Here is a 14,749-nt window from a genome sequence, read left to right as displayed (position 1 = left end):
CAGCGATGAGCAAGCCCATGGTCATCACCGCGGCAATGGTAGGGGCGGAGACGACGCGCGAGCAGACACCGCATCTGCCCATCACCGCGGAGGAGATCGCCGAGGACGCGGCGCGGTGCCGCGAGGCCGGTGCGGCGATGGTGCACCTGCACGTGCGCACCCCGGACGGCAAGCCCTCGCAGGACGCGGAGCTGTTCCGGGCCGCCATCCGCGCCATCCGCAAGCGCACGGACATCCTCGTCCAGGTCTCCACGGGCGGCGCGGTGGGCATGGACGTGAACGAGCGCTGCGGAGGCCTGACGCTCACCGGCGCGGACCGGCCGGACATGGCGACGCTCACCACGGGCACCGTCAACTTCGGCGAGGAGGTGTTCTGGAACCCTCGCCCCCTGGTGCGCGACATCGCCAAGCGCATCAAGGACTCGGGCCTGAAGCCGGAGCTCGAGTGCTTCGACGTGGGGATGATCGACGAGGCGAACATGCTGGCCAAGGAGGGCCTGGTCCAGCAGCCGGCGCACTATGACTTCGTGCTGGGCGTGCCGGGCGCGCTGGCGGCCCGGGAGGCCGCGCTGGACTTCATGATCTCCTCGCTGCCCGAGGGGAGCACGTGGACGGTGGCCGCGGTGGGCCGCCACCAGCTGCCCTTCGTGGACCTGGCGGCGGTGAAGGGCGGCAACGCCCGCGTGGGGCTCGAGGACAACATCTACGTGTCCAAGGGCGTGCTGGCCAAGGGCAACTGGGAGCTGGTGGCGGAGGCGGCGAAGCGGGCGAAGGCGAATGGCCGCACGCTGGCGACCCCCGAAGAGGCGCGCAAGCTGCTGCGCCTCGGCTGAGCCCGGGAGTCCCTCCCGGGGCCGTGGTGAGCGGGAACTTTCCCGGGCGTTCCAGGGGTCCATAATGGTGGGACTTATGGACACGGAACTGCAGGGCAAGTGCGTGCTCGTGACGGGGGGCGCCGGGGGAATCGGCTCCGCCACGGTGCGCGCGTTCGCGGAAGAGGGCGCCCGGGTGGCGGTGCACTACCGGTCGAGCGAGGCGCCGGCACGGGCGCTGGCGGGGGAGGTGGGCGGCGTGGCCCTGCGGGCGGACCTGACGGTCGAGGCCGAGGTGGACGCGCTCATCCCCGAGGCCGTGCGGGCGCTGGGGCGGCTGGATGTCCTGGTGGCCAACGCGGGCCACTGGGCGCCCCTGGACATGCCGGTGTGGAAGATGCCGCTGTCGCGCTGGCGCCAGACGATGGCGGAGAACCTGGACAGCGTCTTCCTGTGCTGCCGGGCCTTCCTGCGGCACGTGGAAGTCACGCGGGGCGGGAGCCTGGTGCTGATCAGCTCCACGGCGGGCCTCTTCGGCGAGGCGGGGCACTCGGACTACGCGGCGGCCAAGGGCGCGCTGGCGAGCGGCTTCGTGAAGAGCTTGAAGAACGAGCTGGGGCGCATCGCGCCGCTGGCCCGGGTCAACGTGGTGTGCCCGGGCTGGACCGAGGTGGACCGGAACCGGGGGCGGCTCCAGGATCCGGCGTTTCTCTCCCGGGTGACGCGGACCATGGCGCTGCGCAAGGTCGCCAAGCCCGACGACATCGCCCGCGTCATCGTCACGCTGGCCTCGGACCGCATCTCCGGACACGTGACGGGGGAAATCATCACCGTGGCGGGAGGCATGGAAGGGCGGGTGCTGCATGAAGGCTGACGTGGATGTCCGGACCTATAACCGGGAGGCGTGGAACCGGCAGGTGGCCGCGGGGGACCGGTGGACGGTGCCCGTGGGGCCCGAGGTCATCGCCGCCGCGCGCCGGGGCGAGTGGAGCGTGGTGCTGACGCCGCGCAAGCCGGTGCCCCGGGAGTGGTTCGGGGAGCTGAAGGGCCGGGACGTCCTGGGCCTGGCGAGCGCGGGGGGACAGCAAGGGCCCGTGCTCGCGGCGGCGGGCGCGCGCGTGACGATCTTCGACAACTCCCCGGCTCAGCTCGGGCAGGACCGCTGGGTGGCGGAGCGGGAGGGGTTGCAGCTGCGGCTCGTCGAGGGGGACATGAGGGATCTGTCCGCCTTCGAGGACGGAAGCTTCGATCTCATCTTCCACCCGGCCTCGAACTGCTTCGTGGACAACGTGCGGCAGGTCTGGCGCGAGGCGTACCGGGTGCTGCGCCCGGGGGGCGTGCTGCTGTCCGGGTTCTGCAACCCCATCGGCTTCCTGATGGATCCCGAACTGGAGCAGAAGGGGACGCTGCAGCTCAAGTACCGGATGCCCTACTCGGACTTCACCAGCCTCACCGATGAGGAGCGGCGGCGGTACACGGACAAGGGCGAGCCCCTGTGCATCGCGCATTCGCTGGAGGACCAGATCGGCGGGCAGCTGGCCGCGGGCTTCCTCCTCGCGGGCTTCTACGAGGATCTGCACGTCGAGGGAGACAGGCTGTCGGACTACCTGTCCCCGCTCTGTGCGACGCGCGCGGTGAAGCCCGCGTCCCGGTAGGTCAGACGGGGGCGATCTCCCGGCGGCGGTAGGGGCGCTCCACCTTCTTGTTCGCCGTGCGCTTGAGCGCCCGGGCCAGCAGGCGCCGGGTGTCCCGGGGGTCCACCACGTCGTCCACCATGGCCATGGCCGCCGTGCGCTCGATGCGGATGTGCTGACGGAGGTTGTCCGCCAGGCCCTTCTTCATCGCCTCGGCGGCCTCGGGGCTCTCCGCGCTCTGCAGCGCCTTACGCGCCGCGATGGACACCAGGCCCTCGGGGCCCATGACGCCGATCTCCGCGCCCGGCCAGGCGATGAGCAGGTCCGGCTCGAACGCCCGGCCGTTCATCACGTAGTAGCCCGCGCCGTAGCCCTTGCGCACCACCACGGTGAGCTTGGGCACCGTGGCGCTGGCCACCGCGTACATCATCTTCGCCCCGTGGCGGATGATGCCCGCCTGCTCCACCTTGGTACCCACCATGAAGCCCGGCACGTCCTGGAGGAACACCAGCGGGATGTTGAAGGCGTCGCACAGGTTCACGAAGCGCGCCGCCTTGTCCGAGGCGTTCACGTCCAGGATGCCGCCCAGGTACATCGAGTTGTTGGCGACGATGCCCACGGGGTAGCCATCAATGCGCGCCAGGCCCGTGATGAGGTTGCGCGCCCAGCGCGGCTTGAGCGGGAAGAACTTCCGGTCATCCACCAGCGACAGGATGACCTTGTGCATGTCGAAGGCCTGCCGCGGGCTGTCCGGCACCACCTTGAGCAGCTCCTCGTCCCGCCGGTCGAACGGGTCCGCCGAGGGCTTGCGCGGGGGCCGCTCCTCGCAGTGCGCGGGGAAGAAGGACAGGTACTCGCGCACGGCGGCGATGCAGGCCGTGTCATCCGGGTACTCCGCGTCCGCGACACCGGAGATCTCCGTGTGGACCTTGGAGCCGCCCAACTCCTCTTCCGTCACCTTCTCGCCCACCACGGACTCGACCAGGTACGGGCCGCCGATGGCGATGGAGCTGGTGCCCTTCACCATGGGCAGGAAGTCCGCCAGCGCGGGGATGTAGGCCGTGCCCGCGGCGCCGGGCCCCATCATGGCCGCCACCTGCGGAATCACCCCGCTCATCACCACCTGCTCGCGGAAGAGGTAGCCCGTGTCCGCGAAGCCCGCGAGGCGCCGGGGATCGATGCCCGCGGACGCATCCAGCCGGGCCCCCGCCGAGTCCACCAGCCACACCATGGGGATGCGGTTCTTGAGGGCGATGTCCCTGAGCCGCGACACCTTCCGCTCGCCAATGTCTCCGATGGAGCCGCCAAACACGGTGAAGTCGTAGATGGCCGCGGCCACGGGCCGGCCGTCGATTTCTCCCGTGCCGGTAATCACCCCGTCCGCCGAAGAGGGCTTGTCTGCCTCTTCTTCCTCTGGGAGGTTGCCGTGGTGCGCGGCCAAGAGCCCCAGTTCCTCGAAGGTGCCCGGATCGAACAGCAGCTTCAGGCGCGAGCGGGCATCCAGCTTGTTCTTGGCGCGCTGGCGCTCGACACGCTCCGGGCCCCCCATGCCTTCGTTGCGGCGGCGGTGCTCGGCGAGCTTGTCCAATCGGTCTTTCATCTTCATGGCAGTGCGCTCCCGGGTATTGATTCGCGAGTCAATCTTATTTGAGATGGGAAGGAAATCGTCATGGCCGAAGGCAAAGGTGTGAACAACCCTCATCGGCGGGCCCTGCGCGACTTCGCGCTCGGCTATCCCGGAGCCCACGAGGATTTTCCCTGGGGGGAGCTCGTCCTCAAGGTCCAGGGCAAGGTCTTCGTCTTCCTGGGCACCGATGCCGATGAGGTCGGCCTGTCCATCAAGCTGCCGCAGTCCAACGCGGCGGCGCTGATGATGCCCTTCGCCACGCCCACCGGGTACGGGCTCGGCAAGAGCGGCTGGGTGTCGGTCAAGTTCGGCCCGAAGGAGAAGCCGCCCCTGGAGCTGCTGCGCCAGTGGATCGACGAGAGCTACCGCGCCGTCGCCCCGAAGAAGCTCGTGGCCGGGCTGGAAGGGAAGGGGCCTGAGAAACCCACTGCCGTGAAGAAGGCCTCGGCCGTGAAGAAGCCCGCCGCCGCGAAGAAGCCCGCGGCGCGCAAGACGGCGAAGAAGGCGGTGAAGAAGACGGCGATGCGGGCGCGCTGACTCAGCCCAGGCGGTGGACCCAGTGGAAGTAGGTGCTGCGCGGGTCCAGGAGCGGATCCCGGAAGAGGGCGCGGATCTCCGCCTTCTCCACCTGCCCCGAGTCGAAGGCCCGGTAGAGCGCCTCTCCCAGGAGGTAGCCCAGCGCGTGGCTGACGCCGTGGAAGAGCCGGTCCTTGCGCAGGGGGAGCAGCTTTACCGCCTCGTCGGGCCCTTCGCTCTCCGCGGCCTTGTGGGCCAGCACGAACGCGGCGATCTGCCGGTCCACGCCCCGGCTCTCGCCGAACCGGCGCGCCCACTCGGCCAGCCCCGCGCAGCCCCGCCGGGGGTTCACCAGCTTCGAGCCGAAGAAGCCCAGCGCCTCTTCCAGGCACCGGGCGTAGAACGCATCCGAGGCGCGCCGGGCCGCCTCCATCGCGTCCCCCACGGCGCAGTGCCGCACGAAGTGCGCGGCTTCCTCCGCGGCGTGGTTCAGCGACAAGGAGGCGAGGTAGGCCGTCCGGGCCCGGGGGATGTAGCTGCTCTCGCGCGAGAGCATGTGCCGCCGCAGCTGGCCCAGCTCCGCCTGCGTGAAGCGGCCCCGCTGCTGGATGCGCGCCAGCACGTCCCCGTCCGCCGCCGTGGCCACCTCCACCGCGTCCAGCGCCCGGCCCACCTGGACTCCCGCGAGCCGGGCAATCAGGCCCGCCATCTCCCGGAAGCGCTCCGCCGCGCTTCGCTCGCGCAGGGGCGCATCTCCCGCCTCGGCCTCCAGGTAGTCCAGGAAGCTCTGCTGGCACACCACGGGCGAGGCGTTCAGCAGGCACAGGGAGCCGTCCGGCAGTTCCACGGCCTCCACCGCGCCCGCGCGGCCCTCCCGGGCCAGCCGCCAGTAGACGCCTTCACAGTTCTGGTACACCACGAGCCCGCGCCGCGCGTGGGCCTCGCCCAGCGCCCGCTCAACCTGGGCGGGCAGGTGGCACGGGGTGATGTGGTACTGGCCCACGAGCACCAGGACGCGCGGCCGGTCCTCGGCGCGGGCGGCCCGGGCAATGCGCTCGGCGGCATACGCATCGCGCAGCGCCAGGGAGTGCTCGCCCTGGACCCGGCGATCGATGCCCACCACCTCCAGCTTGTGACGGCGGGCAAAGGCGAGCAGGGGACGGAAGCTGGACCAGCCGTCGGCCGCGGCCCCGGGCGCATGCCCCAGCCGCGCCAGCAGCGAGCGCTCCGGGAGCTTTCCGGCGAGGTACGCATCGAGCGCGGCCTGGTGGCGTCCCTCCACGCACTCCAGCGCGAGCACGGTGCGGCGGCCGGTGCCGAGGGTCCTCGCCACCAGCCCCAGGTAGGTCTCCTGGGCGAGCGGCAGGGTGTGGTAGTCGCCGACGTACACCACGTCCGCGGCCAGCACTTGCTGGTGCACGGCGGTGAGCGGGAGGACCTGGTGGTAGCTGGCCGTCCTGCGCCGGTACCGGGCCTCGTAGGCACGGAAGGCGGTGGATTGCCCTTCGACCGCACGGGCGATCAGGGCCTTCTGACGGCGAAACAGGGCAAGGTGGAGGGCAAGCGACGCGCGCATGGAGTGGGAGCGGCGTCACCGTCGCACGCACTCATGGGGGCAGCAAAAAAACGGCGCTGATCACCCTGGGAAACTGCCCCGGCCCACGCGAGGTGGAGGGCCGGGGAACCGCGCGGCTCAGGGCTTCGGCTCTCCGTCGACCGCGGGCGCCACCGGGACCGGGGCGGCAGCGGCCACCGGGACCGGGGCGGGCGTCACCGGCTTCGGCGTCACCGGGCTGAGCACGTCGTTGACGGAAGGCATCTTCCGGATGTCACCGCGGGCCACCTTCCAGGCCTGCTGGACGATCCAGGAGAGGGAGCGATCCTGACGAGTCGCCTCGCGCTGGATCTCCTCGAGCATATCTTCCGGGAAATAAAGACTCTGCTTGCGATGGTCAGTGGACGACATGCTCGGGGTTACTCCTCGCGGGGGTCTTGGCGTTCGTCGCCGGTAACATCGTTGACGGCAGGGAAGGCCTTGATGCGCTCACGAGCGATCTTCCACGCCTGCTGAACGACCCATGACAGGGAGCGGTCCTGGCGGGTCGCCTCTTCCTGGATTTCCTTCAACATCTCTTCGGGGAAGTACAGCGATTGCTTGCGCTTATCGGTGCCTGCCATACCGAGTCTCCGGAGCGGATGCGAGGGGACGACCTGTACACACCGGGGGGGTTATCCGACAGACGCACCAGCGGGTCAACGGTTTCGGAAGGCCATCGCGCAACTCCGCGCAACTTCTCGGGCGAAAGTGCGAAAGAGGCCCAAAAGGGAAACGCCCCGGACCTCGCGAGGAGGCCCGGGGCGTTCCGGAAAGAGGGACCGCCGGAAACGTATCCCAGCGGCCCCGTGGGCCCAGAGGGGGAGGGGGGGGACCCCTAGGCCCAACGTCAAGAATTTTCGAGATCCACTCTCAGATAATGAACAGTGGCGGCCACAGCTTCTATTCCGCCCCACTTTCCAACCCACCAGCCGGGGAGGGACTCGTTTGCGCCGTCCCTGGCACCTTCACCCCTCCGCGTGCCATGTAACGGGGTCCGCGAAAAATCCATTCCCCGCCCTGCTGATGCCCCGTCTCCCTCACGCGACCGCTTTGATCCTTGAGACGCTGGAGGAGGCGTTTCGTTCCGCAGGGCTCGTGCGCGGCTCCGTGCTGCTTGCGGTCTCGGGAGGTGGGGACTCCACCGCGCTGCTCCTGGGCACGGCGCTCGTGCGCGAGCGCCTGGGGCTCACGGTGGAGGTGGCCACGTTGGATCACGGCCTGCGGCCCGAGGCTGAGGACGAGGTCCGAGCGGTCGAGCGTCTGGCCGCGGAGAAGGGACTGGTGTGCCACGTGCGCCCGCTCCGGCTGAAGCCGGGGCCCGGCGTGGAGGCGCGCGCACGGGAGGCGCGGTACGCCACCCTCGAAGCACTTCGCGCCGAGCGGGCGCTGGCGGCGATCGCCACCGCGCACACGGCGTCGGATCAGGCCGAGACGCTCCTCATGCGGCTCGCGAGGGGAACCTCGCTCCGGGGCGCCACCGGCATCATGCCCACGCGGGGAAAGGTGGTGCGGCCCCTGCTGGGCCTCACCCGTGAGGGGGTGGAGGCTTTTCTCCAGGAGCAGGGAAGGGCCTTCGCGAGGGATCCGATGAACGCGGATCCGCGCTACCTCCGAGCTCGGATCCGCCATGGGGTGTTGCCTGCACTCTCCGAGGCGGTGGGCTACCCGGTGACGGAGCGGCTGGCATCCTTCGCGCGGTGGGCATCGGAGGACGATGCCCTGCTTCAAGCGTGGGCGCAGACCGCCTGGGACCGCTTGTGGTGCGCGGGAGGGGGACTCGACGCCGTCGGGCTTCGCGCGTTGGAGCTGCCGTTGCGACGCCGGGTGCTCGCCCGGCTGTTGGCCGAGGCAGGTGCCGGGGTCGATGCCGCGACCCTCGGCCGGGTGCTGGGCGCGGTGGCAAGGGGCAGGTCCACGACGCTCACCCAGGGCCTCCAGCTGCGTGCGTCGGGAGGGCTGGTGCGGTGCGTCAGGGCCGTGGACCCGGTGCCCGCTTCCGAACCCTTGTACCTCGCGGGGCCTGGCGCGTCCGGCACGCTGAAGGGCATTGGCTGGCACTTCGAGGCGCTGGAAGAGGCGGGGGCCTCGGGCGTGCTCGTCCTCCGGCTGCCCGACGAGACGTGCTGGCCCCTCACGGTTCGCCTTCGACGCCCGGGAGACCGGCTCCACGGAAAGGGCGGCTCGCGCAAGCTGCAGGATGTTTTCGTGGACCTGCGCGTTCCCGCCGAGCGTCGAAACCTCCAGCCCGTGGTCGTGGATGCACGAGGCGAGGTGCTCTGGGTGCCCGGCGTGTGGACGGCCCCTTTGGAGAAGGTGGCTTCCAGACACTCGCTGCGGGCTGTGCCTCCAGGTTCAAGCAGAGAAGGAGGCGCTTCGTTATAGAGTTCCCAGGCAGTGAAGTGGGGAAAGCGACAGAGCCTTAAATAGTTGAGGGCTTTTTGTTGTTGCTGATACGGTCCAACGTCGAGCGGCTCGCTGGCGTCGGGACAACATGCTGGAATAGTTGGAATTTTTGAAGCGTGGCCCCATCCCGCCGAGCATCGAAAGGGCAGCAGACACGTGCGTTCGACTTACAAGACCATTGGCCTCTGGGTCATCCTGATCGTCCTGTTCGTGGCGTTCTACAACTTCTTCTCTCAAGGCAATGAGCAGGTCGAGGAGCCCACCTTCACGCAGCTGCTGGCGAAGGTCGAGGAGAAGAAGGTTCGCGCCATCTCGGTCAAGGGCAACACCTACTCCGGTGACTACGTCGATACCAAGGCTCGGTTCCGCACCACGGGCCCCGCCGCGGACACCTCCATGCTCACCAAGCTGCAGGACATGGGCGTGGACGTGAAGTACGAGAAGGAGGAGCAGAACAACCTCTGGTTGACCATCCTCGGCCAGTGGATGCCGGTGGTCTTCCTGTTCCTGTTCTTCATCTTCTTCATGCGCCAGCTCCAGGGCGGCAGCGGCAAGGCGATGACCTTCGGTAAGTCGAAGGCCAAGCTGCTCAACGAGAGCCACAACAAGGTGACGTTCGCCGACGTGGCCGGGGCCGACGAGTGCAAGGAGGAGCTCGAGGAGATCGTCGCCTTCCTCAAGGACCCCAAGAAGTTCACCAAGCTGGGCGGCCGCATCCCCAAGGGCGTGCTGATGATGGGCTCGCCGGGTACGGGCAAGACGCTGCTGGCCCGCGCGGTGGCCGGTGAGGCCGGTGTGCCCTTCTTCTCCATCTCCGGCTCGGACTTCGTGGAGATGTTCGTGGGCGTGGGCGCCAGCCGCGTGCGCGACCTGTTCGAACAGGGCAAGAAGAACGCCCCCTGCATCATCTTCATCGACGAGATCGACGCCGTGGGCCGTCACCGTGGCGCGGGCCTGGGCGGCGGTCACGACGAGCGCGAGCAGACGCTCAACCAGCTGCTCGTGGAGATGGACGGCTTCGAGTCCAACGAGGGCGTCATCCTGATCGCCGCCACCAACCGTCCGGACGTGCTGGACCCGGCGCTCCAGCGCCCCGGCCGCTTCGACCGCCGCATCGTGGTGCCCCGTCCGGACCTCAAGGGCCGCCTGGGCGTCCTCAAGGTGCACACGCGCCGCGTGCCCCTGGCGCCGGACGTGGAGCTGGACGTCATCGCCCGCGGGACTCCCGGCATGACGGGCGCGGATCTGGAGAACCTGGTCAACGAGTCGGCCCTGATGGCCGCGCGCCAGAACAAGGAGCGCGTGGACCTCAGCGACTTCGAGGCCGCCAAGGACAAGGTCTTCATGGGCCCGGAGCGCAAGTCCATGATCATGACCGAGAAGGAGAAGCGGAACACGGCCGTCCACGAGGCCGGCCATGCGCTGCTCGCCAAGCTCCTGCCCGGGTGCGACCCGCTGCACAAGGTCACCATCATCCCGCGCGGCCAGGCCCTGGGCGTCACCTGGAGCTTGCCCACCGAGGACAAGGTCAACGGGTACAAGAAGCAGATCCTCGATCAGATCACCATGGCCATGGGTGGCCGGCTCGCCGAGGAGCTGCTGCACAACGAGGTCAGCAGCGGCGCTTCGAACGACATCGAGCGTGCCACCGAGACGGCCCGCGCCATGGTCTGCCGCTGGGGCATGAGCGAGAAGCTTGGGCCCCTGGCCTTCGGCAAGAGCGAGGGCGAGGTGTTCCTCGGCCGCGACTTCAACTCCTCGAAGGATTACTCCGAGGACACGGCGCGGCAGATCGACGCCGAGGTGCGTGGCATCGTCATCGGCTGCTACGAGCGCGGCAAGCAGCTCCTCACGGATCACAAGGACGTCCTCCAGCGCATCTCCGAAGCGCTCGTGGAGTACGAGACCCTGGATGCAGAGGACGTGAACGTGATCCTCCAGGGTGGCTCGCTCACCCGTGAGCGGCCTGCTCCGCGCCTGATCGCCCCCCCGCCGAAGCCCACCGAGAAGAAGGACAAGCGGAAGATCCTCGACGCGCTGGAGTCCATCCCGAAGATGGAGCCGAACAAGGCCTAGTTTTCAGCCCAACGTGGTTTCCGGCCCTCCTCGCACTGCGGGGAGGGCCTTTTGTTTTTCGCGCTCGCTGCCCTTCGGAGCCTCGTCATGATCCGTGTCTACCCCTTGCTCGCCGAGCGTCCCTCCGAGGTGGCGCTCGGGTTCCAGCGCATGGGGCTCCCCACCTCGGCCCAGGAGTATCTGCTGGAGAAGCTGCCCCAGTACCGGCTGCTGCTCACGGGGCTGACGCGGGTCGAGGGGCGGTTTCTCGTGGGGCTCTTCGAGGCCTCCACGGCGCCCGGGCGGGAGGAGTACCCCGTCTACATCGAGGGCAACCCGAAGACCCGGCTGGGCACGGGCCTCCTGGTGGGGCGGCGCGAGCAGTTCGAGCGGCTGGTGGCCTTCGCGAAGGAGGACGCCGCGCTCGCGGGGTTGGTGGCCGCGCTCGTTCAGGGGCTGGAGTCGGTGGCGGCCCCCGCGCCGCTGCGCCTGGGCGAGCAGGACTTCGCCTTCGGGGCGCGCACCTACGTCATGGGCGTGGTGAATGTGACGCCCGACAGCTTCTCCGATGGGGGGCGCCATGCCTCGGCGGACGCCGCGATCGCCCATGGGCTGAAGCTGGCAGAGGCGGGCGCGGACATCCTGGACGTGGGGGGCGAGTCCACCCGGCCCGGCTCTCGCCCGGTGTCCGCGGAGGAGGAGCTGGAGCGCGTGCTGCCCGTCGTCTCCGGGCTCCGGGCGCGCACCCCCGTGCCGCTCTCGGTGGACACCACCAAGGCGGCCGTGGCGCGCGAGGTGCTCCGGGCCGGGGCGGGGTTGATCAACGACATCAGCGGCTTCCACTTCGACGCGGAGCTGCCGCGCGTGGTGGCGGAGGCCGGGGCCGCCTGCTGCCTCATGCACATGCAGGGCACGCCGGAGACGATGCAGGCCGCGCCCCACTATGAGGATCTGCTGGGGGAGGTGCTCGCCTTCCTGGAGGAGGGCGTGGCCCGGGCCGTGGCGGCCGGGGTGCCCCGGGGGCGGATCCTCGTGGACCCCGGCATCGGCTTCGGCAAGACGCTGGGGCACAACCTGTTCCTGCTGCGCCGGTTGGCGGACCTCCGGGTGCTGGGGCTGCCGGTGCTCGTGGGCACCAGCCGGAAGGGCTTCCTGGGGGCGCTCACCGGGGGCAAGCCGGCCTCCGAACGGTTGGCGGCGACGCTGGGCTCGGTCGCTGGCATGGCGGCCCTGGGCGGGGCGGATGTCGTCCGCGTGCACGACGTAGCCGAGGCGAAGGACGTGCTCGCCGTGGTGGACGCGGTGCGCGGCGCCACGGACGGGGGCTCGGCCTATGGGGGCCGAGGTAGGTGATTGAAGGTGCAGGTCGTCAAGGGGTCTATGCACGCCGGGGAGGTTGCTCGCCGGTCCCTGGCTTCATAGCTTCGAGCCCGCACGGAACAGTGTAGGGGCCCTCCGGGATGCCCCGCAGGTATTCCGGCACGGGACAAGGTGAGAGGCGGCATACATGGCTTATAAGGTGAATATGTCTCCCAAGGAGGAGCGGGCGTCACAGAGGTTGTTCGGCACGGACGGCGTGCGCGGGGTGGCCAACGTCTACCCGATGACCGCCGAGGTCGCGATGCAGCTGGGCCGGGCCCTGGCGTACCTCATCCGCAACGGGCCGCACCGTCACCGCGTCATCATCGGCAAGGACACCCGGCTGTCGGGCTACATGCTGGAGCAGGCGCTCTCCGCGGGCATCACCTCCATGGGGGTGGATGTGTGGCTCACCGGGCCGCTGCCCACCCCGGGCATCTCCAACCTCACCACGTCCATGCGCGCGGACGCGGGCGCGGTCATCTCCGCCTCCCACAACCCGTACCAGGACAACGGCATCAAGTTCTTCTGGCGCGATGGCTTCAAGCTGCCGGACGAGACGGAAGCCAAGATTGAAGAGCTGCTGTCCACCGGCGCCATGGATGCCATCCGTCCCACGGCGGACAACGTCGGCCGGGCGTTCCGCCTGGATGACGCGCGCGGCCGCTACATCGTCTTCCTCAAGGCCACCTTCCCCCGCGAGCTGACGCTGGAGGGGATGACCATCGTCGTGGATTGCGCCAACGGCGCCGCCTACAAGACGGCCCCCGCGGTGCTCGAGGAGCTGGGCGCCAAGGTCATCACCCTGGGCGTGTCCCCGGACGGCACGAACATCAACGAGAAGTGCGGCGCGCTCCACCCGGAGAACCTGGCCCAGGCGGTGGTGGCGCACGGCGCCCAGCTGGGGCTGGCGCTGGATGGCGACGCCGACCGCCTCATCGTCGTGGACGAGAAGGGCAAGGTGGTGGATGGCGACGCCATCATGGCCATCTGCACCAGCGAGCTGGTGGCCCGCCAGGAGCTGAAGAAGAACACGCTGGTGGCCACGGTGATGAGCAACATCGGCCTGGAGCGCGCCGTGGCGCGCTTTGGCGTCAAGGTGGCGCGCACCCGCGTGGGCGACCGCTACGTCGTCGAGGAGATGCGCAAGCACGGCTACAACCTGGGTGGCGAGCAGAGCGGACACCTGCTCTTCCTGGACCACGCCACCACGGGCGACGGCACGCTGGCGGCGCTGCAGCTCCTGGCGGTGATGTGCCGCCAGGGCAAGCCGCTCAGCGAGCTGGCCTCCATCTTCGAGCCGGTGCCCCAGACGCTGGTCAACATCACCGTGCGCCACAAGCGCGAGCTGGGCGAGCTGCCCGAGGTGATGAAGGTCATCCAGAGCGTGGAGCAGCGCCTGGGCAGCGACGGCCGCGTGCTGGTGCGCTTCTCGGGCACCGAGCCCAAGGTGCGCATCCTCATCGAGGGCGAGGACGCGGCGCGCAACGAGGCCCTGGCGCGGGAAATCGCCGAGGCGCTCTCGCGCGCGCTGAACTGACCCGGCGGTGTTGACTTCCGCGCGCCGGCCACGAATAGAAGGGCCGGCGCGGACCGGGACGTGGGATGCCCGAAGCCCTCCGTGCGCGAGGAGTGGCCGATGACTCAGCGATTGGGTGTGAACGTGGACCACGTGGCGACGCTGCGGCAGGCGCGGCGCACCACCTATCCGGATCCCGTGACGGCCGCGGCGCTGGCGGAGCTGGCCGGTGCGCGGCAGATCACCATTCACCTCCGCGAGGACCGGCGCCACATCCAGGACCGCGACCTGCGCATCCTCCGGGAGACGTGCCAGACGCTGCTCAACCTGGAGATGGCGGCCACCCCGGAGATGGTGAAGATCGCCTACGAGTACAAGCCGGACGTGGTGACGCTGGTGCCCGAGCGGCGCGAGGAGCTCACCACCGAGGGCGGGCTCGACGTGACGGGCCAGCGCGAGGCGGTGGCGAAGATCATCAAGAACCTCAAGGACGGAGAGATCATCGTCTCGCTGTTCATCGACCCCGACCTGGACCAGGTGCGCGCGGCGCACAAGGTGGATGCCAACCGCATCGAGCTGCACACGGGGCGCTACTGCGAGGCGCGCAACGAGCGCGAGCGGGCGCGGGAGCTCGGCCGCATCGTGGACGCGGCCAAGAGCGCGGCGAAGCTGGGCATGAGCGTGGCGGCGGGCCACGGGCTCAACTACGACAACGTGCAGCCCATCGCGCGCATCCAGGAGATCGACGAGCTGAACATCGGCCATGCCATCGTGGCGCGCGCGGTGCTGGTGGGCTTCGAGCGCGCGGTGCGTGAGATGCTGGAGCTGATGCGCGACCCGGGGTAGGCGATGGCGATTGTCGGGCTGGGCATGGACATCTGCTCGGTGGAGCGCATCCAGCGCATCCTCCAAGGGCCGCGCGGCGAGCGCTTCCTGGAGCGCGTGTACACGGCCGCCGAGCGGGCCCTGTGCAGCGGCCGGGCGGACGCGGCCAGCGCCTATGCGGCGCGCTTCGCCGCGAAGGAAGCCCTGGTGAAGGCGCTGGGCGCGCCCCCGGGGCTGAGCTGGCAGGACATGGAGGTGGTGCGGGGCGCGGGCATGCCGCGCTTCGTCCTCTCCGGCGTGGCCCACGAGGTGATGGAGCGGCGGCGGCTGGATGCGCTGCTGACGATGACCCATGACGCGGGGGTGGCCGCGGCCACCGTCATCCTGCAGGAGCGAGCCTGA

The 14,749-nt window shown here is 69.6% G+C and carries 14 protein-coding genes; 10 read left to right on the top strand and 4 right to left on the bottom strand.

All coding sequences use genetic code 11. From position 1 onward, the window contains the following. Window positions 1-5: 5 nt before the first annotated feature. The 3 genes from kce to KY661_RS08520 all read left to right on the top strand — a co-directional run bounded on the left by kce (window position 6) and on the right by KY661_RS08520 (window position 2,467). Window positions 6-833 (top strand): 3-keto-5-aminohexanoate cleavage enzyme, encoded by an 828-nt coding sequence (gene kce, locus KY661_RS08530; RefSeq protein WP_225409727.1) that lies wholly within the window; start codon window positions 6-8, stop codon window positions 831-833. A 76-nt stretch (window positions 834-909) separates the two neighbouring features. After that, window positions 910-1,686 carry an SDR family NAD(P)-dependent oxidoreductase gene (locus tag KY661_RS08525; protein ID WP_075006237.1) on the top strand — a complete coding sequence of 259 codons (777 nt, stop codon included), beginning with the start codon at window positions 910-912 and terminating at the stop codon, window positions 1,684-1,686. Then, the gene (locus KY661_RS08520) at window positions 1,676-2,467 is read left to right on the top strand and encodes a class I SAM-dependent methyltransferase (RefSeq protein WP_225409726.1); all 792 of its coding nucleotides are present in this window, start codon (window positions 1,676-1,678) and stop codon (window positions 2,465-2,467) included. The genes KY661_RS08525 and KY661_RS08520 overlap by 11 nt, the downstream gene beginning before the upstream one ends. Window position 2,468: 1 nt before the next feature. On the opposite strand, the gene KY661_RS08515 is transcribed toward KY661_RS08520, so the two are convergent. Continuing rightward, window positions 2,469-4,052 carry an acyl-CoA carboxylase subunit beta gene (locus KY661_RS08515; RefSeq protein WP_075006239.1) on the bottom strand — a complete coding sequence of 528 codons (1,584 nt, stop codon included), beginning with the start codon at window positions 4,050-4,052 and terminating at the stop codon, window positions 2,469-2,471. 63 nt (window positions 4,053-4,115) lie between these two features. Here KY661_RS08515 and KY661_RS08510 point away from each other — a divergent pair, with 63 nt between their 5' ends. Then, window positions 4,116-4,610, top strand: a complete 495-nt coding sequence (locus tag KY661_RS08510; RefSeq protein WP_225409725.1) for an MmcQ/YjbR family DNA-binding protein — start codon at window positions 4,116-4,118, stop codon at window positions 4,608-4,610. Window position 4,611: 1 nt separating this feature from the next. Here the strand turns inward: KY661_RS08510 and KY661_RS08505 are convergent, their stop codons facing one another. The 3 genes from KY661_RS08505 to KY661_RS08495 form a co-directional block, all read right to left on the bottom strand. After that, window positions 4,612-6,165, bottom strand: coding sequence for a ChaN family lipoprotein (locus KY661_RS08505; RefSeq protein WP_225409724.1), 1,554 nt, complete (start codon window positions 6,163-6,165; stop codon window positions 4,612-4,614). Between the two features lie 117 nt (window positions 6,166-6,282). Continuing rightward, window positions 6,283-6,555 carry a TIGR04563 family protein gene (locus KY661_RS08500; RefSeq protein WP_225409723.1) on the bottom strand — a complete coding sequence of 91 codons (273 nt, stop codon included), beginning with the start codon at window positions 6,553-6,555 and terminating at the stop codon, window positions 6,283-6,285. A gap of 8 nt (window positions 6,556-6,563) precedes the next feature. Next, window positions 6,564-6,767 carry a TIGR04563 family protein gene (locus KY661_RS08495; RefSeq protein ID WP_002617649.1) on the bottom strand — a complete coding sequence of 68 codons (204 nt, stop codon included), beginning with the start codon at window positions 6,765-6,767 and terminating at the stop codon, window positions 6,564-6,566. A 469-nt stretch (window positions 6,768-7,236) separates the two neighbouring features. Between KY661_RS08495 and tilS the strand changes: the two genes are divergently transcribed. The 6 genes from tilS to acpS all read left to right on the top strand — a co-directional run bounded on the left by tilS (window position 7,237) and on the right by acpS (window position 14,749). Continuing rightward, window positions 7,237-8,568 carry a tRNA lysidine(34) synthetase TilS gene (gene tilS / locus KY661_RS08490; protein ID WP_317987232.1) on the top strand — a complete coding sequence of 444 codons (1,332 nt, stop codon included), beginning with the start codon at window positions 7,237-7,239 and terminating at the stop codon, window positions 8,566-8,568. 177 nt (window positions 8,569-8,745) lie between these two features. Then, window positions 8,746-10,665 carry an ATP-dependent zinc metalloprotease FtsH gene (gene ftsH, locus KY661_RS08485; protein ID WP_225409721.1) on the top strand — a complete coding sequence of 640 codons (1,920 nt, stop codon included), beginning with the start codon at window positions 8,746-8,748 and terminating at the stop codon, window positions 10,663-10,665. Window positions 10,666-10,752: 87 nt separating this feature from the next. Further along, window positions 10,753-11,997 (top strand): dihydropteroate synthase, encoded by a 1,245-nt coding sequence (gene folP, locus KY661_RS08480; RefSeq protein WP_225409720.1) that lies wholly within the window; start codon window positions 10,753-10,755, stop codon window positions 11,995-11,997. A gap of 154 nt (window positions 11,998-12,151) precedes the next feature. Next, window positions 12,152-13,543, top strand: coding sequence for a phosphoglucosamine mutase (gene glmM, locus KY661_RS08475; RefSeq protein ID WP_075006246.1), 1,392 nt, complete (start codon window positions 12,152-12,154; stop codon window positions 13,541-13,543). Between the two features lie 99 nt (window positions 13,544-13,642). After that, a complete protein-coding gene (locus KY661_RS08470; RefSeq protein WP_225409719.1) occupies window positions 13,643-14,368 on the top strand; it encodes a pyridoxine 5'-phosphate synthase in 726 nt (241 codons plus the stop codon). A 3-nt stretch (window positions 14,369-14,371) separates the two neighbouring features. Then, on the top strand, window positions 14,372-14,749 hold the full coding sequence (gene acpS, locus KY661_RS08465) for a holo-ACP synthase (protein WP_093515020.1): 378 nt from the start codon (window positions 14,372-14,374) through the stop codon (window positions 14,747-14,749).

Source organism: Allostigmatella hybrida (assembly GCF_020103775.1).
GTDB lineage: Bacteria > Myxococcota > Myxococcia > Myxococcales > Myxococcaceae > Hyalangium > Hyalangium aurantiaca.
The sequence above is the reverse complement of the archived record's forward strand: the minus strand, read 5'-3'. Positions and strand labels throughout refer to the sequence as shown.

Bases quoted from the DNA above. Each gene is read 5' to 3' on its own strand.
- kce (WP_225409727.1), top strand. From the start codon at position 6: ATGAGCAAGCCCATGGTCATCACCGCGGCAATGGTAGGGGCGGAGACG.
- KY661_RS08525 (WP_075006237.1), top strand. From the start codon at position 910: ATGGACACGGAACTGCAGGGCAAGTGCGTGCTCGTGACGGGGGGCGCC.
- KY661_RS08520 (WP_225409726.1), top strand. From the start codon at position 1,676: ATGAAGGCTGACGTGGATGTCCGGACCTATAACCGGGAGGCGTGGAAC.
- KY661_RS08515 (WP_075006239.1), bottom strand. From the start codon at position 4,052: ATGAAGATGAAAGACCGATTGGACAAGCTCGCCGAGCACCGCCGCCGC.
- KY661_RS08510 (WP_225409725.1), top strand. From the start codon at position 4,116: ATGGCCGAAGGCAAAGGTGTGAACAACCCTCATCGGCGGGCCCTGCGC.
- KY661_RS08505 (WP_225409724.1), bottom strand. From the start codon at position 6,165: ATGCGCGCGTCGCTTGCCCTCCACCTTGCCCTGTTTCGCCGTCAGAAG.
- KY661_RS08500 (WP_225409723.1), bottom strand. From the start codon at position 6,555: ATGTCGTCCACTGACCATCGCAAGCAGAGTCTTTATTTCCCGGAAGAT.
- KY661_RS08495 (WP_002617649.1), bottom strand. From the start codon at position 6,767: ATGGCAGGCACCGATAAGCGCAAGCAATCGCTGTACTTCCCCGAAGAG.
- folP (WP_225409720.1), top strand. From the start codon at position 10,753: ATGATCCGTGTCTACCCCTTGCTCGCCGAGCGTCCCTCCGAGGTGGCG.
- glmM (WP_075006246.1), top strand. From the start codon at position 12,152: ATGGCTTATAAGGTGAATATGTCTCCCAAGGAGGAGCGGGCGTCACAG.
- KY661_RS08470 (WP_225409719.1), top strand. From the start codon at position 13,643: ATGACTCAGCGATTGGGTGTGAACGTGGACCACGTGGCGACGCTGCGG.
- acpS (WP_093515020.1), top strand. From the start codon at position 14,372: ATGGCGATTGTCGGGCTGGGCATGGACATCTGCTCGGTGGAGCGCATC.